Genomic DNA, 19,528 nt, shown 5'->3' with positions numbered 1-19,528 from the left:
ATGGGCCGGATCAACGCACCCAGTGGCAGACGCGGTGGTGATGACGCGCATCCCACTTGCACACCTTGTGCTTCTTCGGGTGATGGTGCGGCGCGGCGGAGGCGATGCTCGGTGCCAGTACGGCGAGGCCGGCGAACGCGAGGATGCTGGAGAGGATGAAATGCTTGGTCTTCATGAGGTTCTTTCTAAGCAAAGGCATCGATCGAGGATTTGCGTCGTTGAACGGGCGCTCCTGTAAAACGTTCGATGCAACATTCAGATGACAGTTGATGACGGCGCGGGCGTTAAAACCGCGCCGATCGCAGTACCTGGAATGACGCCCGGGCAGCGCCGCGTCAGGTCTGTCCGGGCGCTGCCTGCTCCGTGCGCGCATCGTGGCCGATGATCAGCACCAGCCCGACGGCCACCGCCGACAGCATCGCCAGGAAGAGCACCGCGTAGAAGTCGTTGCCCGTCCTGTCCTTCAGCGTGCCGAAGATGGTCGGGCCGATGTAGCCGCCCAGGTTGCCGATGGAGTTGATCCACGCGATGCCCGCCGCGGCGGCCGTGCCGCTGAGGATCGCGGTAGGCAGCGTCCAGAAGGTGGGCAGCGCGCTGAAGATGCCGAAGGCCGCCAGCGTCACCGCCGCCATCTTCGGCACCGGCGCGGAGGTCTGGGCAGCCAGCACCAGGCCCAGGAAGATGCAGGCCAGCGGAATCAGCAGGAACCACTTGCGCTCCTTGCGCGCGTCGGAAGCCCGCGTCCAGAACAGCATGGCGATGGCGCCCACCAGGTACGGGAAGGCGTTGATGAAGCCGATCTCCACGTTGCCCAGCCCGCCGAAGCCCTTGATGATCTGCGGCAGGAAGAAGCTCAGGCCGTACAGCGGCACCGTGATGCCCATGTAGACGAAGCCCAGGCCGATCACGCGCGGGTTCAGCAGCGACTGCTTCCACGAGATCTTGTTGATCGACTCGCGGTTGGCGCGCTCGGCGTCCAGCGTGCGCTGCAGCCAGTTGCGCTCCTCGTCGGTCAGCCACTTGGCGTCCTTCGGGCCGTCGGGCAGGTACATCAGCACGAAGAAGGTCAGCACCAGCGAGGGCAGCGCCTCCAGGATGAACAGCCACTGCCAGCCGTGCATGCCGCCGATGCCGTCCATGTTCAGGATGTAGCCCGAGATGGGCGAGCCGATCACGGTCGAGATCGGGATGGCGAACATGAACCAGCCGACGATGCGCGCCCGGTACGCCGCTGGAAACCACAGCGTGATGTAGAAGATCACGCCCGGGAAGAAGCCGGCCTCGGCGATGCCCAGCAGGAACCGCACGATGTTGAAGCTGGTCGAGCCGCCCACCCAGGCCTGCGCGGCCGAGAGGATGCCCCAACTGAACATGATCCGGGCGATCCAGCGGCGCGCGCCGAAGCGCTCCAGCGCCATGTTGCTCGGCACCTCGAAGAGGAAGTAGGCCAGGAAGAAGATGCCGGCCGCGCTGCCGAACACGGCGGCGGTGAAGCCCAGGTCCTTGGACATGGCCGCGCCGGCGAAGCCGAGGTTCACGCGGTCGAGGTAGGCGATGAAGTAGCTCACCATCAGAAGCGGCAGCAGTCGCCAGCTGATCTTCGAGATGGTTCTCTGTTCTACGGGGTTCATGGTTGCTTGTCTCCGGTGTTGGATGATTTTGTAGAGGCCGATGGGAAAGCGGGGAGGGGAAGGCGGCTGCCGCCGCCGGTGTCACTGCTGTTGTCGATGCTGCTGTTGTTGGGCCCTCATGATCTGGTGGCGACGCCAGTAATGGCCGACGACGTCCTTGAAGTTCTCTTTCTGCTTGCCGAGGCCCGCGAGCTTCACCTTGGTGGTGCGCGCGCCCAGCATGCCCTTGTCGAAGTGGGTGACGATGAGGGTGTCGCCGAAGCTGCCGTCCTTGTAGGTCAGGTTCTTGACCTCGTCCCACGGGATGGTCGAGCCGGTGTCGGCACCGTTGGCACTGGGGTGGATGCCTTCGTAGCTGATGTCGACGCGCTCGCCGTTCTTCAGCGCGAAGCCCACCGGCGGAAAGTGGCGCAGCACCACGGCGCGCTCTTCCTCGGTGGCGGGTTCGTAGCGGTAGGCCAGGCTCAGCTCGTGGTTCTGCACGAAGCGCTGCTCGTACTCGCTCCACAGGCGCTGCTCGATGGCGTGGGCGGTCTCGATCTCGTCGGCCCACGAGGCCTGCGGCGCGGTGGCGACGATGCCGCCGTAGGCGCTCTCGGGTACGTGATGGCCCACGTTGCGCATGCGCTCCAGCAGCGGCGGGTGGGTGTCGTAGGGGTGCGGCACGTCCGCCGTCTTCATCGCCTCGATGAAGGCCGGCGAGTTCGCGTACGGCGGCAGGCCGTCGGCAACGAAGCGGGCGATGCCGAGCGCACCGTCGTGCTCGCGGTCCTGCTCGAAGAGCTTCCGCTCCACGTCGTTGCGGTAGCTTGCGTAGGCCGAGATCTTGATGAGCGACTGCACGATGGCGTGTGGCGCGGTGAGCCCGGCGGCCACGCGGTCGGCCTTGAATTCGCGCTCACGGCTGTCGCGGGCCAGCGCGAAGGCGAAGATCATGCGGTACAGGCGCAGCAGGTAGTGCGCCACGATGGTGAGGCCGCCGCTGCGCATCTTCCAGGTGTACTGGTCGAACTGCAGCAGCTTGGGGCCCAGCGCCGCGCTGCTGCGGGTGTCGCCGCCGCCCAGGTGGGCGAGCTCGTGCGCGAGCACGGCGTCGGCTTCGGTCTGGTCGAGCACGCGCAACAGCGGCAGGCTCACGAAGAGCGTGCGGCCCTGCAGGGCGCGGCCCTTGACCTCGCACGGCGCCTCGGTCACGAAGAAGTTGGTGTCGATGCCGGCCACGATCTGGTCGGGCGGCGCCGTCTTCACGCGGGTGGCGAGCTGGCGGATGCGCTCCCACAGGCGCGGCGCGTCGGCCTGCGAGACCAGTTCGCCCTCGATCTCGTTGCCCGAGGGCAGCTTCTTGAACAGCGTGTAGATCGCATAGAACACCGCCGCGCCGGCCGCGATGCCCGCCAGCGCAATGAGCTTGACGTAGTAGCTGTGCCAGAAATACGCCGTGAGCCAGAAAGACAGCCACACCAGCATCGCGCTCTGCAGCACCACCTCGACCGCGCTAGACACCGTCATGAGCCGCCAGCCCGCGAGGAAGCTGGCGTAGCGCAGGCCCCGATTGGCGAATGCCAGCGCGCCCAGCACCAGCGCCGCGGCGAGCAGCGCGGCGCCGAGCACGATGGTCCAGATGGCGGCGCGGTCGGCCCAATGAAACTGCCAGTGCATCGAGTAGGGGGTGCACACCTTGTCGTGGAAGTTCTTGTCTTCCGGCGCGGTGGCGTCGCAGGCCTTGGAGAGCTGGTGGCTGCGGTAGAACGCGGTGGCTTCGGCCTTGTCCGCGGCGGAGAGCCGTGCGTCCTTGGCGATGCGGGTTTCCATTGCCTGCAGGAACTCGGCGTCCTGCGAGCGCAGTGCGTATTCGGTGAAGGCGAGCGTGGCCGCCGGAATGGCGAACAGCGAGACGAGCGTGAGAACGAACACGCGAAAGAGGTCGGCGTGTACCGTGCGGGCAAGGGCCATGGGCAATCTTCTCCTGGATGACTAGTGCTGTGAGTTGTTATGAACGGTCCGGGAAGGCGATAGCGTAGCGGGCACGGCGCATGCAGTGAAGCGGGGCGCTGCGTCAAGCGGCACGAGGCACCGGCCTGCAACGAATAAGGTTATCCCTTTTGCATCGTTCCGCGCCGTGGGGTGCAGGTATAGCCTTCGTGCTCATTCATGGCTGCCACCTCCATCACTCCATCTTCGTTGCCGTCTGGTTCCGGGCCGTCGCCCGTTGCGTGGATCGCCGGTGTCGGCGCCAGCGCGGGCTTGGGCGCGGCGCTCGCGCGGCGCTTCGCGGCCGAAGGCTTCGTCGTTGCGCTGACCGGCCGGACGCAGGCCCAGCTCGATGCGGTGGCCGGCGAAATCGTCGCAGCCGGCGGCCGGGCCCATGCATTCGCGGGCGACGTGGCGAGCGAGGCCGAGATTCATGGCATCGCGCAGAAGGCGAGGGCGCTCGGCCCGCTCACGGTGGCCATCTTCAACGCAGCGAGCGCGGTGCGCGCGCCGACGCTGGAGCTCTCGGTCGAACAGTTCACGCAGGCCTGGCGCACCAGCGCGCTGGGCGGCTTCATCTTCGGGCATGAGGCCTTGCGCGGCCTGCTGGCCAATCCCTTCGAGGCGGGCGGAGCGCACGCACGCGGCACCTTGCTGTTCACCGGCGCCACCGCGGCGCTGCGCGGCAAGCCGCCTTTCGCGGCCTTCGCCGCGGCCAAGGCCGCGTTGCGTTCGCTGAGCCAGAGCCTGGCGCGCGAATTCGGTCCGCAGGGTGTTCACGTGGCGCATGTGGTCATTGATGGCGGCATCGACGGCGAGCGCCTGCGCAACAACGCGCCGCAACGCGTGGAGCAGGCCGGCGACGACGGTCTGCTGCAGCTCGAAGCCATCGCTGAAAGCTACTGGCAGCTGCACGTGCAGCACCGCAGCGCATGGACGCAGGAGCTGGACCTGCGGCCGTTCAAGGAACCGTTTTGAGGAGTCACATCGCATGAGCGTTGGGTCCAATGGACAGATGCTGGCCGCTACGCTGCCCTCGGTGGAAGCGGAGCTCAACTACCTGAAGGCGGGCCAGGGCCGGCCCGTGAGTTACACATTCGAGCCGCCGCCCGGCACGCCCTGGGTGACCGGCGAACTGGAGCCGCGCCGCGTGACGATCCGCGACGGACGGCCGCTGGTGGCGCTGAACGAGCTGACGCTCGACCGCAGCGGCTTCACGCAGATATCGCACCGCAGCGTGCTCGCCGATTTCTCGCAGGACGCCGCGATCCGCGACATCTACTACCGCGAGGCCGAGGCGCTGCTGCGCGACGTGACGGGCGCCGAGAAGATCGTGGTGTTCGACCACACGCTGCGCGACAGCGCGCAGGGCTCGCGTCGCACGGCCGAGCTGCGCGAACCGGTGCGGCGCGTGCACAACGACCAGACTTTCGTCTCGGCGCCGCGCCGCGTGCGCGACCACCTGCCGCCCGAAGAGGCCGAGGAGCGCCTGAAGCACCGCTTCGCGATCGTCAACCTGTGGCGGCCGCTGGCCACGGTGGAGCGCCTGCCGCTCGCGCTGTGCGACGCGCGTTCCATCTCGCCGAAGGACCTGGTGCCCAGCGACCTGGTCTATCCCGACAAGGTGGGCGAGACCTATTCCTTCACCTGGAACCCCGAGCACCAGTGGTACTGGTTCCCGAGGCTGAGGCCCGACGAGGCGCTGCTGCTGAAGATCTACGACTCGCTCGAAAAGGGCGTGGCGCGCTACACCGCGCACACCGCCTTCGAAGACCCGACGGGTTCGCCGGAAGCGCCGCCGCGCCGCAGCATCGAGTTGCGCGCGCTCGTGTTCTGGCCCGCCGGCGAGTAGCGCCTGTCCGATGAGCACCGCAAGGCAACTGCGGCTGGGCGCCTTCATGCGCCCCGTGAGCATCCACACCGGCGCCTGGCGCTATCCCGGCGCGTGGCCCGACGCGAACTTCAACTTCGCGCACTTGAAGCAGCTGGCGCAGACGCTGGAGCGGGGCAGATTCGACGCCTTCTTCATGGCCGACCACCTCGCGGTGCTGAACATGCCGGTGGCCGCGCTGCAGCGCAGCCACACGGTGACATCGTTCGAGCCGTTCACGCTGCTGTCGGCGCTGGCGCAACACACGCGGCACATCGGGCTGGTGGCCACGGCCTCGACCACCTTCGACGAGCCGTTCCACATCGCGCGCCGCTTCGCCTCGCTCGACCACCTGAGCGAAGGCCGCGCGGGCTGGAACATCGTGACCACTTCCAACCCCGACGCCGCACTGAACTTCGGCCGCGACGACCACATGGAACACGACGAGCGCTATGCCCGCGCCCGCGAGTTCTACGACGTGGTCACCGGCCTGTGGGACAGCTGGGCCGACGACGCCTTCGAGCGCGACGTCGAAAGCGGCCGCTTCTTCGATCCGGCGAAGCTGCACGTGCTGAACCACAAGGGCAAGTACCTGTCGGTGCGCGGCCCGCTGCACATCGCGCGGCCGGTGCAGGGCTGGCCGGTGATCGTGCAGGCGGGCGCGTCGGAGGCGGGGCGGCAGCTTGCGGCCGAGACCGCCGAAGCGGTGTTCGCCGCGCCGGGCACGCTGGCCGGCGCGCGCAGTCTCTATGCAGACATCAAGGGCCGCATGCGCGCGATAGGACGCGACCCCGACCACCTCAAGATCCTGCCGGCCGCCTTCGTGGTGGTGGGCGACACGGTGGAAGAGGCACGCGCCATCCGCGCGAAGCTCGACAGCCTCGTGCATTACGACAGCGCCATCGCGTCGCTCTCGATCGCGCTGGGCCACGATGCGTCGAAGTTCGACCCCGACGGCCCGCTGCCCGATGTGCCCGAGACCAACGCGAGCCAGAGCGGCCGCGCCCGCGTGATCGAGCTGGCCCGCAGCGAGAACCTCACCGTGCGCCAGCTGGCGCAGCGCCTGGGCGGCTACGGCGGCCTGGCCTTCGTCGGCACCGCGCAGACCATTGCAGACGGCATGCAGGAGTGGCTGGAAAGCGAGGGCTGCGACGGCTTCAACGTGATGTTCCCCTGGCTGCCCGGCGGGCTCGACGCCTTCGTCGACAAGGTGGTGCCCGAGCTGCAGCGCCGCGGCATCTTCCGGCGCGAATACGAAGGTCGTACCTTGCGCGAGAATCTCGGGCTGCCACGGCCCGGCAACCGTTTCTTTGCCCAGAATTAGCAAGGCGGGCTGAACCGCCCCCGGCCGACCCCACGCCTGCACCGATCGCCGCGCTTCGCGACAATCGGTTCAATGCGTTCTTCCCCCTTCTTCAAGATGGCCCTGCTGCTGGGCCTGCTCTCGGCCATAGGGCCATTCGCCATCGACATGTACCTGCCGGCGCTGCCGGCCATCGGACAGAGCCTGCACGCCGACATCGGCGCGGTGCAGATGAGCCTCACGGCCTTCTTCCTTTCGCTGGGTGCGGGGCAACTGCTGTACGGGCCGGTCTCCGACATGGTGGGCCGCAAGCCGCCGCTGTACGCGGGGCTGCTGCTGTTCGCGCTGGCGAGCATCGGCTGCGCGCTGGCGACCGACATCCAGACGCTGATCGTGCTGCGCTTCATCCAGGGCCTGGGCGCCGCGGCCGGCATGGCGATTCCGCGCGCGGTGGTGCGCGACCTGCACACCGGCACCGACGCCGCGCGGCTGATGTCGCTGCTGATGCTGGTGTTCAGCGTGTCGCCGATCCTCGCGCCTCTCGCGGGCAGCGCCGTGATCGCGTTCGCCGGCTGGCGCGGCGTGTTCTGGGCCGTGACCATCGCGGCCGTGGCCGGCCTCGCGATGATGGTCAAGCTGCTCGACGAAACCCGCCCGGCTTCGGAGCGCGTGGAAAGCAGCCTCGGCAGTGCGCTGTCGGCCTACTGGCTGCTGCTGCGCGACACGCACTACCTCGGGCTGGTGTTCATCGGCAGCTTCGCGATGGCGGGCTTCTTCACCTACCTCGCGAACTCGTCGTTCGTGATGATCGACCACTACGGACTCTCGCCCGCGCTCTACAGCGTGGCCTTCGGCGTGAACGCGGCCGCATTCATCGGCGCCTCGCAGTTCACCGGCGCGCTGGGCGAGCGCTACGGGTTGGTCAAGCTCGTCAAGTTCGGCGTGGTGTGCTGCGGCGCCGCGATGATCGCGATGTTCGCCTACTTCGCGATGGGCGGCGACAGCATCTGGGTGCTCATCGTCCTGTACTTTATCGCCTCGGGCTTCATGGGCCTGGTGATTCCGACCACCGGCGTTCTCGCGCTCGAGATGCACGGCGCCATCGCGGGCACGGCCTCTGCGCTGCTGGGCACGCTGCAGATGCTCACCGGTGCGCTGGCCATGGCGGTGGTGGGCCTCTTCACCGACGGCCGCCCGCTGCCGATGGTGGCCGGCATGGCCGGCGGCGCGCTCATCGCGCTGGTGCTGACCTGGCTCACGCTGGGCGGCGTGCGCTCCGAGCCCACGGGCCGGACCGACAAGACAGGAAGGACGCAGCAAGCCTGATGAACACGGTACGCGCAGGCGCCGCGCTCCCGGCCGCCGAAGACAACAACAACGGCGACAACATCGGCGGCAACACGGCGCCAAGGCCCGTCGACGGACTGTCCCAGCCGGAGCGCGGCTGGGCGATGCTGGTCATCATCCTCGGGCTGATCGTGGCAGTGCTCGACGGCACCATCGTCAACCTGGCGCTACCGGGCATCGCGCGGGAGCTCAACGCCAGCCCGTCGCAATCGATCTGGGTGGTCAACGCCTACCAGATCGCCACGCTGGTGATGCTTCTGCCGCTGGCCTCTCTGGGCGACCTCGTGGGCTACCGGCGCGTGTACCTGGTCGGCATGGCTGTGTTCACGCTGTCTTCGCTGGCAGCCACTTTTGCCAACTCGCTGGGCACGCTGATCGCGGCGCGCGCCTTCCAGGGCCTGGGCGCGGCCGGCATCATGAGCGTGAACGCGGCGCTGGTGCGGCTCACGTACCCGTCGTCGCAGCTGGGCAAGGGCATGGCGATCAATTCGCTGGTGGTGGCCACCTCGTCGGTGGCCGGGCCCTCGGTGGCGGCGGCGATCCTGTCGGTGGCTTCGTGGCCCTGGCTCTTCGCCATCAACGTGCCGCTGGGCATCGTCACCTTCGCGCTGGGCATGAAGGCGCTGCCGTTCAACCGGGTGGCGCCTGCCGCCGGGCTGCGCTTCTCGCCGGTGGACGTGGCGCTCAACGTGCTGATGTTCTCGCTGGTGTTCCTGGGCGCCGACCGGCTGGGCGTGCGCGAGGGTGCGGTGCAGGGCGCGGGCGGTTCGCAGGCTTCGGCCTGGGCGATCCTGCTCGCCGGCGTGGCCGTGGGCTTCGTCTACCTCCGGCGCCAGCGCAAGCTGGCCGTGCCGCTTTTCCCCATCGACCTGCTGCGCATTCCGGTGTTCGCGCTGTCGATGGGCACTTCGGTGGCGGCCTTCTGCGCGCAGATGCTGGCCTACATCGCGCTGCCTTTCCTGCTGCTGGACGTGTATGGGCGCAGCCATATCGAGGCGGGCCTGCTGATCACGGCCTGGCCGCTGGCCATCGTGGTGATGGCGCCCATCGCGGGCAAGCTGATCGGGCGCTACCCCGACGGGCTGCTGGGCGGCATCGGGCTGGGCCTGCTGGCCACCGGGCTGGCGCTGCTGGCGGCGCTGCCGGCACATCCGGGCAATGCCGACATCGCCTGGCGCATGGCGCTGTGCGGGCTGGGCTTCGGGCTGTTCCAGTCGCCGAACAACCACACCATCGTGACCTCGCCGCCGGCGCACCGCAGTGGTGCAGCCAGCGGCATGCTGGGCACGGCCCGGCTCACCGGGCAGACCCTGGGCGCCGTGGTGCTGGCGGGTGTCTTCAGCGTCTGGAGCCCGCACGGCGGCCACGGACCGGTGGTGGCGCTGGTGCTGGCGGCGAGTTTTGCCGCGGTTGCGGCGGTTTTCAGCACGCTGCGACTCAGGACGACAAGCCACGGCGGCTGAATGAGTTAGGGTACTCACCCATGAAGGAAGTACCTGAAACGGTGGTCTGCCCGGGCTGCGACGCGGTCTACGCCCGCACGCCGCTCGAGCCGCGCGACGTGGCGCGCTGTCCCCGCTGCGGCACCGAGCTCGACCGTCACCCGGGCCAGCAGGAGCGCCGCATCCTTCCGCTGACGGTGGCCTGCCTCATCATGTTCGCCATCGCGAACCTGTTTCCCATTGTCGAGATCGAGCTTCAGGGCCTGCGCAGCCAGACCACGCTGGCCGGCGCCGTGGTGGCGCTGAGCGCCGAAGGCATGTCGCTGGTTGCGCTGCTGGTGCTGGCCACGACCATTCTCTTTCCCTTGCTGCAGCTTTGCATCTTGGCCTACCTGCTGATCCCGCTGAGCCGCGAGCACCGGCCGGTGGGCTTCGCGCTGCTGGTGCGGGCGATGCAGTCGCTGCGGCCCTGGGGAATGATCGAGGTGTTCCTGCTCGGCGTTCTCGTGGCCATCGTCAAGCTTTCGAGCATGGCGACGGTGGTGCCGGGGCCGGCGCTGTGGGCCTTCATGGCGCTCACGGTGATGCTGACGGCGGTGCTGTCGTTCGACCCGGGCGCGTTCTGGGGAATGGCGTTCCGGCCGAAGGCCGAAGAGAAGGGTGGGGCATCGGCATGAAGCCGCTGGGCCGCTTCGGACAGCGCCTCGGAAGCCTCGCGGCCTCCAGCGATCATCACCATCACGACGAGGACTCGCGGGCTCCCACCGCTGCCTCGCTCGGCTACATGGCCTGCCGCCACTGCGGCGCCGTCTGGAAGGACGCGCAGGACGGCGAGCCCTGCGGCCGCTGCGGCACGCACCTGCACACGCGCAAGCCGCAGAGCCTGAAGCTCACCTGGGCCTTCCTCATCGCGGCCTGCATGATGTACATACCGGCCAACCTGCTGCCGGTGATGATCACGCGCACACTGTTCGGCACCCAGAACGACACCATCCTGAGCGGGGTGATCTATTTCTGGGTGTCGGGTGCCTACGGGCTCGCGGCCATCGTCTTCATTGCCAGCTTCCTGGTGCCGCTGTTCAAGCTGGCCGTGCTGCTGCTGCTCGTGGTGCTGGCGCAGCGCGGCAGCAGCTGGCGGCGGCGGGAGCGGGCGAAGCTCTATCACATCATCGAGATCATCGGCCGCTGGTCGATGCTCGACGTGTTCGTGGTGTCGCTGCTGACGGGGCTGGTGCAGATCCAGGGCTTCGCGGTCATCACCGCGGGCGTGGGCATCGCGGCTTTCGGCTCGGTGGTGGTGCTGACGATGCTGGCCTCGCTGAGCTTCGACCCGAAGCTCACCTGGGACAGCAGGGAAGACCAGGCCATCCTGCGCGACGAAGAGGAAGGTGCACAGACACATGGAAACAGGGACGAGAAACCAGCATGAGTGAAGAAGACCAATCCAGGGACGGGGCGGCGCCGTCCGGCCAGCCCGACCAGTCGCCCTTGCCCAAACCGCGCGTGGTGCGCCGGCGCGAGTGGCTGCCGTCGCTGATCTGGCTGATTCCCATCGTGGCCGCGCTGGTGGGCATCACGCTGGTGGCGCGGATCATCATGGAGCGCGGCCCCGAGGTGGTGCTGACCTTCAAGACCGCGGAGGGCCTGGAGGCCGGCAAGACCGCCGTCAAGTACAAGGACGTGCAGATCGGCCTGGTCACCAGCCTTCGTCTGGCGCGCGACCGCTCGCACGTGCGCGTGCTGGTGCAGTTCAACAAGGACGCACAGAGCTTCACGGCGCAGGACTCGCGCTTCTGGGTGGTGCGCCCGCGCCTGGACACCTCGGGCATCTCGGGGCTCAACACGCTGCTGTCGGGCGCCTACATCGGCGCCGACGCGGGCGTGTCGAAGGAGACGGCAGGCGAGTTCACCGGCCTGGAGACGCCGCCCATCGTCACGCGCGACGACTCGGGCAAGCAGTTCCTGCTGCGCGCCAACGACGTGGGTTCGCTCGACGTGGGTTCGCCGGTGTATTTCAGGCGCATCAAGGTCGGCCAGGTGGCGGCCTACGAGCTCGACGGCGACGGACGGGGCGTGACGCTGCGCGTGTTCGTCAACGCGCCGTACGACAAGTTCGTGGGCATGAACACCCGCTTCTGGCAGGCCAGCGGCATCGACGCGCAGCTCAGCGCCAGCGGCTTCACGCTGCGCACGCAGTCGCTGGCGACCATCCTGCTCGGCGGCATCGCCTTCCAGGCGCCCGACGACGCCATGGGCCCGGTCGCCAAGGAGAACGCGGCCTTCACGCTGGCGCAGGACGAGTCTTCCGCCATGAAGGAGCCCGACGGGCCCTCGCAGACCCTGCTGATGTACTTCAACCAGTCGCTGCGCGGCCTCACGCCGGGCGCGCCGGTGGACTTCCGCGGCGTGGTGATCGGCGAGGTCAAGTCCATCGGCGTGGAATTCGACCGCGCCGAGCGCGAGTTCCGCATGCCGGTGCTGGTGCAGGTCTACCCCGACCGCCTGCGCCGCCGCGCGGGCGAGAGCGGCACCGAGTCGCGCGCCACCCAGCAGGAGCGGCTGCGCTTCCTGGCCGAGAAGGGCCTGCGCGCCCAGCTGCGCAACGGCAACCTGCTGACCGGCCAGGTCTACGTGGCGCTCGACTTCTTCCCGAAGGCGCCGCCCGCGAAGATCGACCTGTCGAAGAACCCGATCGAGCTGCCCACGGTGGCCAACAGCCTCGACGAGATCCAGTCGCAGGTGCAGGAGATCGCGACCAAGCTCAACAAGGTGCCCTACGAGCAGATCGCGGGCGACCTGCGCACCACGCTCGCCTCGCTCAACAAGACGCTCACGACCACCGAGCAGACGGTCAGCCGCATCAACAACGACGTCACGCCCGAACTGGCCGCGGCCATGAAGGACGTGCGCAAGACGGTGAACAGCGCCGAGCGCACGCTGGCCGACGACTCGCCGCTGCAGCAGGACATGCGCCAGACGCTGCAGGAGCTCACGCGGGCCGCGGGCTCGGTGCGCGTGCTGACCGACTACCTCGAGCGCCACCCAGAGTCGCTGCTGCGCGGCAAACCGGACGACGGCAAGAAATGAAGAAGAACCACATCGCATCCGCGGCCGCGACAGCGGCACTGCTGGCCGTGCTCGCGGGCTGCGCCAGCAAGCCCGACAACTACTACACGCTGGCGAGCCCGCTGGCCGCGGCCGATGCCGCGCCTTCGACCGTCGGCGGCGCCGCGCCGCTCTACATCGAGCTCGCGCCCGTGGCCGTGCCCGAGCGCTTCGCGCGGCCGCAGATGGTGGTGCGCCAGCCCAACGGCAGCGTGCAGGTCGAGGTGCTGGAGCAGCACCGCTGGGCCTCGTCCTTCGAGAACGAGCTGCGCGACGCGCTGGCCAACGGCATCGCCGGGCGGCTGGGCGCGCTCGACGTGACCAGGGGCGGCAAACAGGGCTCGCAGCCGGTGTGGCGTATCGCGGTGCAGCTGCGCCAGTTCGATGCGGTGGAAGGCGGCCGCGTCGACGCCGGCTTCAGCTGGACGCTGCGGCGCTCGGACGAGGCGCGCACGGTGGTGTGCCAGCTGAACCTGGGCGAAGCGGTGGGCAGCGGGATGGACGCGGTGGCGCAAGGAGCGCAGCGCGTCACGGCGGCGGCGGCAGCCGCGATGGCGCGCAGCGTGAGCGCGGCGCGGGCGAATCCCTCGGCGACTGCCTGCACGACCTGACCCTGGCTGTTTCTCCCTCTCCCTCCGGGGGAGGGCAGGGGTGGGGGCACGGCAGCGCTCGATGAAGCATGGCGTATCGTGCAGGAGCAGCCCATCCCAACCTTCCCCCCAGAGGAGGAAGGCGCAAGACGGAATCCCATGAAAAGGAGACCCCATGGCTCAGATCGGCAAGGCGCCCTGCGATGACACGCTGATCCTGCACGGCGCCCGCCCGGAGGAGGGCGGCTGCCCCGACGCCTCCAAGCCCTGGGTGCTCGCTGCGGCAATCGTGGGCTCCAGCATGGCCTTCATCGACGGCACGGTCGTCAACGTGGCGCTGCCGGCCATCCAGTCGGACCTGCACGCCACGGCCTTCCAGGCGCAGTGGGTGGTCGAGTCTTACGCCTTGCTGCTGGCGGCGCTGCTCCTGGTGGGCGGGGCGCTCGGCGACCACTACGGGCGTCGGCGCATCTTCGCGATCGGCGTCGGCATCTTCGCGCTGTCGTCGGTGGCCTGCGGGCTTGCGGCCAACGTGCAGCAGCTCATCGCCGCGAGGGCGGTGCAGGGCATCGGCGGGGCGCTGCTGGTGCCGGGCAGCCTCGCGCTGATCAGCGCGGCCTTTCCCGAAAAGGAGCGCGGCAAGGCCATCGGCACCTGGTCGGGCTTCAGCGGCATCACGGCGGCGGTGGGGCCGGTGCTGGGCGGCTTCCTGGTCGATCACTTTTCCTGGACCTGGGCCTTCTTCATCAACGTGCCGATGGCGCTGCTGGTGCTGTGGATCGTGTGGCGCCACGTGCCCGAAAGCCGCGGCGCTTCCGCCAGCGGCGGGCTCGACCTGTGGGGCGCGCTGCTGGCCACGGCCGGGCTCGGCGGCATCGTCTACGCCTTCATCGAGGCGCCGACGCAGGGATGGCGTTCGCCGGCCGTGCTTTCGGCGCTGGCCATCGGCGCGCTGGGCGGCGCGGGCTTCTTCGTTGCCGAGCGCAGGGTGCGAGCGCCGATGCTGCCGCTGGAGCTGCTGCGCATCGGCAACTTCAGCGGCGCGAACCTGCTGACGCTGCTGCTCTATGCGGCGCTGGGCGGCGGGCTGTATTTCTTTCCGCTCAACCTGATCCAGGTGCAGGGCTACTCGGCGACGGTGGCGGGTGCGGCGCTGCTGCCTTTCATCTTCATCATGTTCGCGCTCTCGGGGTGGGCCGGGCAGCTGGTGGACCGCTTCGGGCCGCGCATGCCGCTGGTCGTCGGCCCCGCCATCGCGGCGGCGGGTTTCGCGCTCTTCGCGCTGCCGGGCGTGGGGGCGAGCTACTGGAGCGGCTTCCTGCCCGCCGTGGTGGTGCTGGGCTTCGGCATGACGGTGACGGTGGCGCCGCTGACAACAACGGTCATGAATGCGGTCGGCCCCGAGCTGGCGGGCGTGGCATCGGGCGTGAACAACGCCGTGTCGCGCGCGGCGGCGGTTCTGGCGATCGCGGTGTTCGGCGCGCTCATGGCCTGGGCCTTCGACGCGGCGCTGGCGGATCACCTGCGCGACATGGGCGCTTCGGCGCAGGTGGCAGCATTTCTCGAAGGCGAGCGCAGCAAGCTGGCCGGCGCGGCGATGCCGCCGGGCGTGGATGCGGCCACGGCCGCGGCCGCGAAACGGGCGGTGGCCGAATCCTTCGTCGCGGGCTTTCGCTGGGTGATGCTGTCGAGCGCTGCGCTGGCCGTGCTGAGTGCGGTGAGCGCGTGGCTGATGATCCGGGGCGCTCCGGCGGGAGGTGCGGAAAGGAAGAACTGAGCAGACAAGGAGACATGTCGATGCAGGAAGAAGATCGGCAGGAGCACGTCGACGTGCTGGTCGTGGGCGCCGGCCTTTCCGGCATCGGCGCCGGCTACCACCTGCAGAAGAACTGCCCGGGGCGCAGCTACGCGATCCTCGAGGGACGCGAGCGCAGCGGCGGCACCTGGGACCTGTTCCGCTATCCGGGCGTGCGCTCGGATTCCGACATGTACACGCTGGGCTATTCGTTCAGGCCGTGGACGCAGGAGAAGTCCATCGCCGACGGGCCGTCGATCCTGGGCTACCTGCGCGAGACGGCGCAGCAGTACGGCATCGACCAGAGGATCAGGTTCAACCACCGCGTGGTGCGCGCCTCGTGGTCCACGCCTGACGCCTGCTGGAGCGTGGATGTCGAGCGCGGGCCTGAACGGACTCCGCTGCGCATGCGCTGCAACTTCCTCTTCCTGTGCAGCGGCTATTACAGGTACGAGGCCGGCTACACGCCCGAGTTCGCCGGCGTCGGCGACTACACGGGTCGCATCGTCCATCCGCAGCACTGGCCCGAGGATCTCGACTGCAGCGGCAAGAAGGTGATCGTGATCGGCAGCGGCGCCACCGCGATGACGCTGGTGCCGGCGCTGACCAAGACGGCCTCGCACGTGGTGCTGCTGCAGCGCTCGCCCACCTACGTAGTCGCGCGGCCGGCGCGGGACCCCATCGCCCATCGGCTTCGCCGCTTCCTGCCGGCCGGAATCGCCTACGGCCTCACGCGCTGGAAGAACGTGCTGCTGTCGATGTACTTCTTCCGCCTCGCGCGGCGCAAGCCCGATCGTGTGAAGCGACTGATCCTCGGCGGCGTGCGGCAGGCCCTGGGGCCCGGCTACGACGTCGCCACGCATTTCACGCCGCGCTACAACCCGTGGGACCAGCGCCTGTGCCTCGTGCCCGACGGCGACCTGTTCGCGGCCATCAGGGCAGGGCGCGCGTCGATGGTCACGGACCACGTCGACGCCTTCACGCCGGGCGGCATCAGGCTGAAGTCGGGCAGGGAACTGGAGGCCGACGTGGTCGTCACCGCGACCGGGCTAGAACTGCAGGTGCTGGGCGGCGTGCAGATCGACGTGGACGGCCGCCGCGTGAACCCGGCCGCGACCTTCAACTACAAGGGAATGATGTACAGCGACGTGCCCAACCTGGCCTCGTCGTTCGGCTACACCAACGCCTCGTGGACGCTCAAGAGCGACCTGACATGCGCGTACGTCTGCCGCGTGCTCAACCACATGCAGAAGCACGGCTGGAGGCAATGCACGCCCCGCAACACCGACCCGTCCCTGGTGCCCGAGCCCTGGCTGGACTTCTCGTCGGGCTACGTGCGGCGCGCGGTGGACAGCTTTCCGAAGCAGGGCTCGCGCGCGCCGTGGCGGGCGTACCAGAACTACGCGCGCGATCTGGTGAGCCTGCGCTTCGGCCGGGTGGATGACGGGGTGATGGAGTTCGCGAACCCGCGTGTCGGCTAGGGCGCGGGCGGTGGCGAAAGCAGCGTGTCGAGCTCGCTCCACAGCGGGTCGCATTGCCCGGCCCTGAATGCCGCAGCCCTGAAGGTCGGGTGCTCCCCTCGATAGGTGTCCCACAGGGCGCGGTGGCCGTCGGCCACGCAGGCGCGCACGTTGGCCAGCCGGTCGGCGGCCTTCACCAGCAGCGCGAGTTCCTCGTCGCCCTTCACCTCGGCCAGCGCGGCGTATGTCCTGGCCTTGCGCTCCTTGCGGTTGGCACCGGGTGCGTCGGTCAGCAGCGCGACGCAGGAGGCGACCAGGTCGCCGAAGCGCGAGCGCACGTCGGCCACGGTCGCCGCCGTGTCCTCGACCACGTCGTGCAGGTAGCCGACGATGCGCGCCTTGTCGCCGTAGGGCTGGAGCAGGGCGGCGACGGCGTCGAGGTGGTGCACGTAGGGATGCGTGCCGTACTTCTGGTCGCCGTGCATCTCGACGGCGTAGGCGCGGGCAGCCTCGGGGGTGGATGAAGTACTCGTCATTCGGCGTCCTTTGTTTTTTCCATTCTGCCTTCGTGGCGACGCACTATCTTTGGCGCCTGCGGCCGCAGGCGTGCGCGGTCAATGCGGCCGAGACCTCTCGCTGGCGGAGTGTCTTCGGCGCGGGCGCCTGGTTTTTTCAGGCGCCTCGTTTCACCAGCAGCCGCTGCGGCCCCTGGCCCTCGGCGCCGAGCCGATCGAGCGGATTGCGCAGCTTGCAGCGGTCGATCGACAGGCAGCCGCAGCCGATGCAGTCGTCGAGGGTGTCGCGCAGCTTCTGCAACTGCGTCATGCGCTCGTCCAGTTCGGCACGCCACGAGGCCGAGAGCCGGGCCCAATCCTCGCGGCTGGGCGCGGCGGACGCGGGGAGGGTAGCCAGTGCGGCGCCGATCTCGGCAAGCGAAATGCCTACCCTCTGGGCTACCCGCACGAAAGCCACGCGCCGTAGCACCGTGCGTGGATAGCGTCGCTGGTTGCCCGCGGTGCGGGTGCTGTCGATGAGCCCCTGCGCCTCGTAGAAATGCAGCGTGGCCACGGTGACGCCGCTGCGGCGCGCGACCTCGCCGACGGTGAGCGCAGGGGAGATGCCGGCTTTTTGCAATGCTTCGTTCATGGGGAAGAGAAAAGCTTTGAAAGCGCTTGACCTCAGGTTTACTTGAGGTTTGAGAATAACTTCCAGCGCGCCGGTCCCGTGCGCTTTTTTCTTTCTTCTTTCTTCTCTTCAAGGAATCCGCTTCATGTCGAACAACGCCACCGTTTCCGCATCCGGCCCTGTCTTTCGCGTCGACAAGTTCGTCGTGCCGGCCGGCGTGCGCGCCGAATTCATCGCGCAGATGCGGCGCATCCAGCAGACGCTGCGCGCCCTGCCGGGCTGCCTGCGTGCCCATGTGCTCGACCAGACCGGCGGCAACGGCGAATTCAACGTGCTGACGCTGGTCGAATGGGCCGACGAGCAGGCCGTGGCCTCGGCCGCCGAGTTCGTGAAGAAGAAGTTCGCCGAAGAGGGCTTCGACCCCGTGGCGTTCACCAGCAACGCGGGCGTGCGGCCCGACCAGGGCTTCTACCGGATCGCCTGAGGCTTGTCCTGCGACAGCAGGTGCCGGCCCAGTGCCTCGAAGGCCGGCAGCGTGATCGGGTCGTTGGCCGAGTTGCTGGCCACCGGGTGCGAGGCATAGCGCGCGATCACCATCTGCGCCTTCGGGTCGATGTAGATGCGCTGGCCATGCACGCCGCGCGCCATGTAGGCGCCATGGTCGTTGTGCGTGACCCACCACATGTCGCGGTAGCTCCAGCCCTGCAGCAGCGGATAGCCGCCCTTGGCGAAGGCGGCCTTGTCGCCGCCGCGGCGGATGTCGTCGATGGCCGCCTTCGGCACGATCTGCCGGCCCTGGAAGCGGCCGTCGTTGCGCAGCAGCTCGCCGAAACGCACGAGGTCGCGCAGGCTGGTGTTCAGGCCGCCGCCGGCGAAGGGCGTGCCGATCGAATCGACGGTGAAGTACGCGTCTTGCTCGGCGCCGATGCGGCTCCAGATGCGTTCGGACAGCAGCTGTGCCACGTTGCGCCCGGTGGCGCGCGCGATCACCCAGCCCAGCACGTCGGAATTGACGGTCTTGTAGCCGAAGGCCTCGCCGTGGCGACCTTCGGGCTGCACCGTCTGCAGGAACTCGTAGTAGCTGCGCGGCCCTGTGTAGTCCTTGGGCTTCGGCAAGGGATTGCCGGCCTGCGCATGGGCCCAGACCTCGGCATTGGGATCGGCGTAGTCCTCGCTGAACTTCAGGCCGGTGGTCATGTCCAGCACCTGCCGCACGGTGGCGTTGCCGAAGGCGGATTTCGACAGCTCGGGCACGTAGTCGGCCACCGTGCTGCGCTCGTCGAGCGTGCCTTCGGCCACCAGCATCGCGCCGAGCGTGCCGACCACCGACTTGGTGACCGACATCGCGCCATGCTGGCCGTCCGGCTTCAGCACGCCGAAATAGCGCTCGTAGACGATGCGCCCGCGATGCAGCACAACGATGCCGTCGGTGTAGGTGGCGGCGAGCGACTGTTCCCAGCTCATTGGCTCGGTCGCGCCGATGGGCGTGAAGCCGAGCGCATCGATGTCCCTGCGCAGGGCCTGAGGCACGATGGCAGGGGCGCCGAGGCCGCGCGAGACGTTCATCGTCGGCATCAGCTGGCGGAAGTTCGACACGCTCCAGCGCATCTCCGGAAACCGGAAGTAGCTGCCGTCCTCGAAGCGCAGCGTGCGGTCGGCGGGGGGCGGTGATCCGGTCATCCAGCCCAGCGTGGCGGGGTCGCTGGCGGCAGCATCGGGAAAGGCTGCAGCGTCGGCCGCGTGCGCTGCCAAAGCCGATGCGAGGGCGGAGGCGATGAGGCCCGCGAGCATCGCGCTGCGGCGCCTGGAGTGGTTCGGGATCGGGTCAGGCATCGGGCATTGTGGCCCGCATCGGCGCATGGGAACTTCCCACTGACAGCTGTGGCACA

18 protein-coding genes are annotated in these 19,528 nt (G+C 68.7%); 12 read left to right on the top strand and 6 right to left on the bottom strand.

Annotation, left to right across the window (positions count from 1 at the left end; genetic code table 11):
• Positions 1-10: 10 nt before the first annotated feature.
• The 3 genes from FHT32_RS08315 to FHT32_RS08305 all read right to left on the bottom strand — a co-directional run bounded on the left by FHT32_RS08315 (position 11) and on the right by FHT32_RS08305 (position 3,584).
• Positions 11-175 carry an HHHH-motif protein gene (locus tag FHT32_RS08315; protein WP_176664156.1) on the bottom strand — a complete coding sequence of 55 codons (165 nt, stop codon included), beginning with the start codon at positions 173-175 and terminating at the stop codon, positions 11-13.
• Positions 176-335: 160 nt separating this feature from the next.
• Entirely contained in the window at positions 336-1,631 is a 1,296-nt protein-coding gene (locus FHT32_RS08310) for an MFS transporter (RefSeq protein ID WP_176664155.1), read from the bottom strand.
• Between the two features lie 81 nt (positions 1,632-1,712).
• Positions 1,713-3,584: a M48 family metallopeptidase gene (locus tag FHT32_RS08305; RefSeq protein WP_176664154.1), complete on the bottom strand. Its 1,872-nt coding sequence runs from the start codon at positions 3,582-3,584 to the stop codon at positions 1,713-1,715.
• Positions 3,585-3,782: 198 nt separating this feature from the next.
• Here FHT32_RS08305 and FHT32_RS08300 point away from each other — a divergent pair, with 198 nt between their 5' ends.
• The 11 genes from FHT32_RS08300 (at position 3,783) to FHT32_RS08250 (ending at position 16,535) form a co-directional block, all read left to right on the top strand.
• Complete coding sequence (locus FHT32_RS08300) at positions 3,783-4,580, top strand: SDR family NAD(P)-dependent oxidoreductase (RefSeq protein WP_176664153.1); 798 nt, start codon at positions 3,783-3,785, stop codon at positions 4,578-4,580.
• 13 nt (positions 4,581-4,593) lie between these two features.
• Positions 4,594-5,454, top strand: a complete 861-nt coding sequence (locus FHT32_RS08295; protein WP_176664152.1) for a CmcJ/NvfI family oxidoreductase — start codon at positions 4,594-4,596, stop codon at positions 5,452-5,454.
• 10 nt (positions 5,455-5,464) lie between these two features.
• Positions 5,465-6,796, top strand: coding sequence for an LLM class flavin-dependent oxidoreductase (locus FHT32_RS08290; RefSeq protein WP_176664151.1), 1,332 nt, complete (start codon positions 5,465-5,467; stop codon positions 6,794-6,796).
• Positions 6,797-6,868: 72 nt separating this feature from the next.
• Positions 6,869-8,101: a multidrug effflux MFS transporter gene (locus FHT32_RS08285; protein ID WP_176664150.1), complete on the top strand. Its 1,233-nt coding sequence runs from the start codon at positions 6,869-6,871 to the stop codon at positions 8,099-8,101.
• A complete protein-coding gene (locus FHT32_RS08280; protein WP_218088126.1) occupies positions 8,101-9,585 on the top strand; it encodes an MFS transporter in 1,485 nt (494 codons plus the stop codon). Before FHT32_RS08285 ends, FHT32_RS08280 begins: the two co-directional genes overlap by 1 nt.
• A gap of 20 nt (positions 9,586-9,605) precedes the next feature.
• Positions 9,606-10,241 (top strand): paraquat-inducible protein A, encoded by a 636-nt coding sequence (locus tag FHT32_RS08275; protein WP_176664149.1) that lies wholly within the window; start codon positions 9,606-9,608, stop codon positions 10,239-10,241.
• Entirely contained in the window at positions 10,238-10,993 is a 756-nt protein-coding gene (locus FHT32_RS08270; RefSeq protein WP_176664148.1) for a paraquat-inducible protein A, read from the top strand. Before FHT32_RS08275 ends, FHT32_RS08270 begins: the two co-directional genes overlap by 4 nt.
• On the top strand, positions 10,990-12,651 hold the full coding sequence (locus FHT32_RS08265; RefSeq protein ID WP_176664147.1) for an intermembrane transport protein PqiB: 1,662 nt from the start codon (positions 10,990-10,992) through the stop codon (positions 12,649-12,651). Before FHT32_RS08270 ends, FHT32_RS08265 begins: the two co-directional genes overlap by 4 nt.
• Positions 12,648-13,280 carry a membrane integrity-associated transporter subunit PqiC gene (locus FHT32_RS08260; protein WP_176664146.1) on the top strand — a complete coding sequence of 211 codons (633 nt, stop codon included), beginning with the start codon at positions 12,648-12,650 and terminating at the stop codon, positions 13,278-13,280. Before FHT32_RS08265 ends, FHT32_RS08260 begins: the two co-directional genes overlap by 4 nt.
• A 154-nt stretch (positions 13,281-13,434) precedes the next feature.
• Positions 13,435-15,036 carry an MFS transporter gene (locus tag FHT32_RS08255; RefSeq protein WP_176664145.1) on the top strand — a complete coding sequence of 534 codons (1,602 nt, stop codon included), beginning with the start codon at positions 13,435-13,437 and terminating at the stop codon, positions 15,034-15,036.
• A gap of 20 nt (positions 15,037-15,056) precedes the next feature.
• Positions 15,057-16,535: an NAD(P)/FAD-dependent oxidoreductase gene (locus FHT32_RS08250; RefSeq protein WP_176664144.1), complete on the top strand. Its 1,479-nt coding sequence runs from the start codon at positions 15,057-15,059 to the stop codon at positions 16,533-16,535.
• Here FHT32_RS08250 and FHT32_RS08245 read toward each other — a convergent pair.
• Both FHT32_RS08245 and soxR read right to left on the bottom strand, forming a co-directional pair.
• Positions 16,532-17,050 (bottom strand): HD domain-containing protein, encoded by a 519-nt coding sequence (locus FHT32_RS08245; protein ID WP_176664143.1) that lies wholly within the window; start codon positions 17,048-17,050, stop codon positions 16,532-16,534. The genes FHT32_RS08250 and FHT32_RS08245 overlap by 4 nt on opposite strands.
• 136 nt (positions 17,051-17,186) lie before the next feature.
• Positions 17,187-17,660, bottom strand: coding sequence for a redox-sensitive transcriptional activator SoxR (gene soxR / locus FHT32_RS08240; protein ID WP_176664142.1), 474 nt, complete (start codon positions 17,658-17,660; stop codon positions 17,187-17,189).
• Between the two features lie 124 nt (positions 17,661-17,784).
• Between soxR and FHT32_RS08235 the strand changes: the two genes are divergently transcribed.
• Positions 17,785-18,123 (top strand): antibiotic biosynthesis monooxygenase family protein, encoded by a 339-nt coding sequence (locus tag FHT32_RS08235; protein ID WP_176664141.1) that lies wholly within the window; start codon positions 17,785-17,787, stop codon positions 18,121-18,123.
• Here the strand turns inward: FHT32_RS08235 and FHT32_RS08230 are convergent.
• Complete coding sequence (locus tag FHT32_RS08230; protein WP_176664371.1) at positions 18,108-19,430, bottom strand: serine hydrolase; 1,323 nt, start codon at positions 19,428-19,430, stop codon at positions 18,108-18,110. The two genes, FHT32_RS08235 and FHT32_RS08230, sit on opposite strands and share 16 nt — an antisense overlap.
• Positions 19,431-19,528: the final 98 nt, after the last annotated feature.

This window comes from Variovorax sp. SG517, from assembly GCF_013376045.1.
In the GTDB taxonomy this organism is placed as follows: domain Bacteria; phylum Pseudomonadota; class Gammaproteobacteria; order Burkholderiales; family Burkholderiaceae_C; genus Variovorax.
Note: the sequence above shows the minus strand (reverse complement) of the source record. Positions and strands in the feature narration are given on the sequence as shown.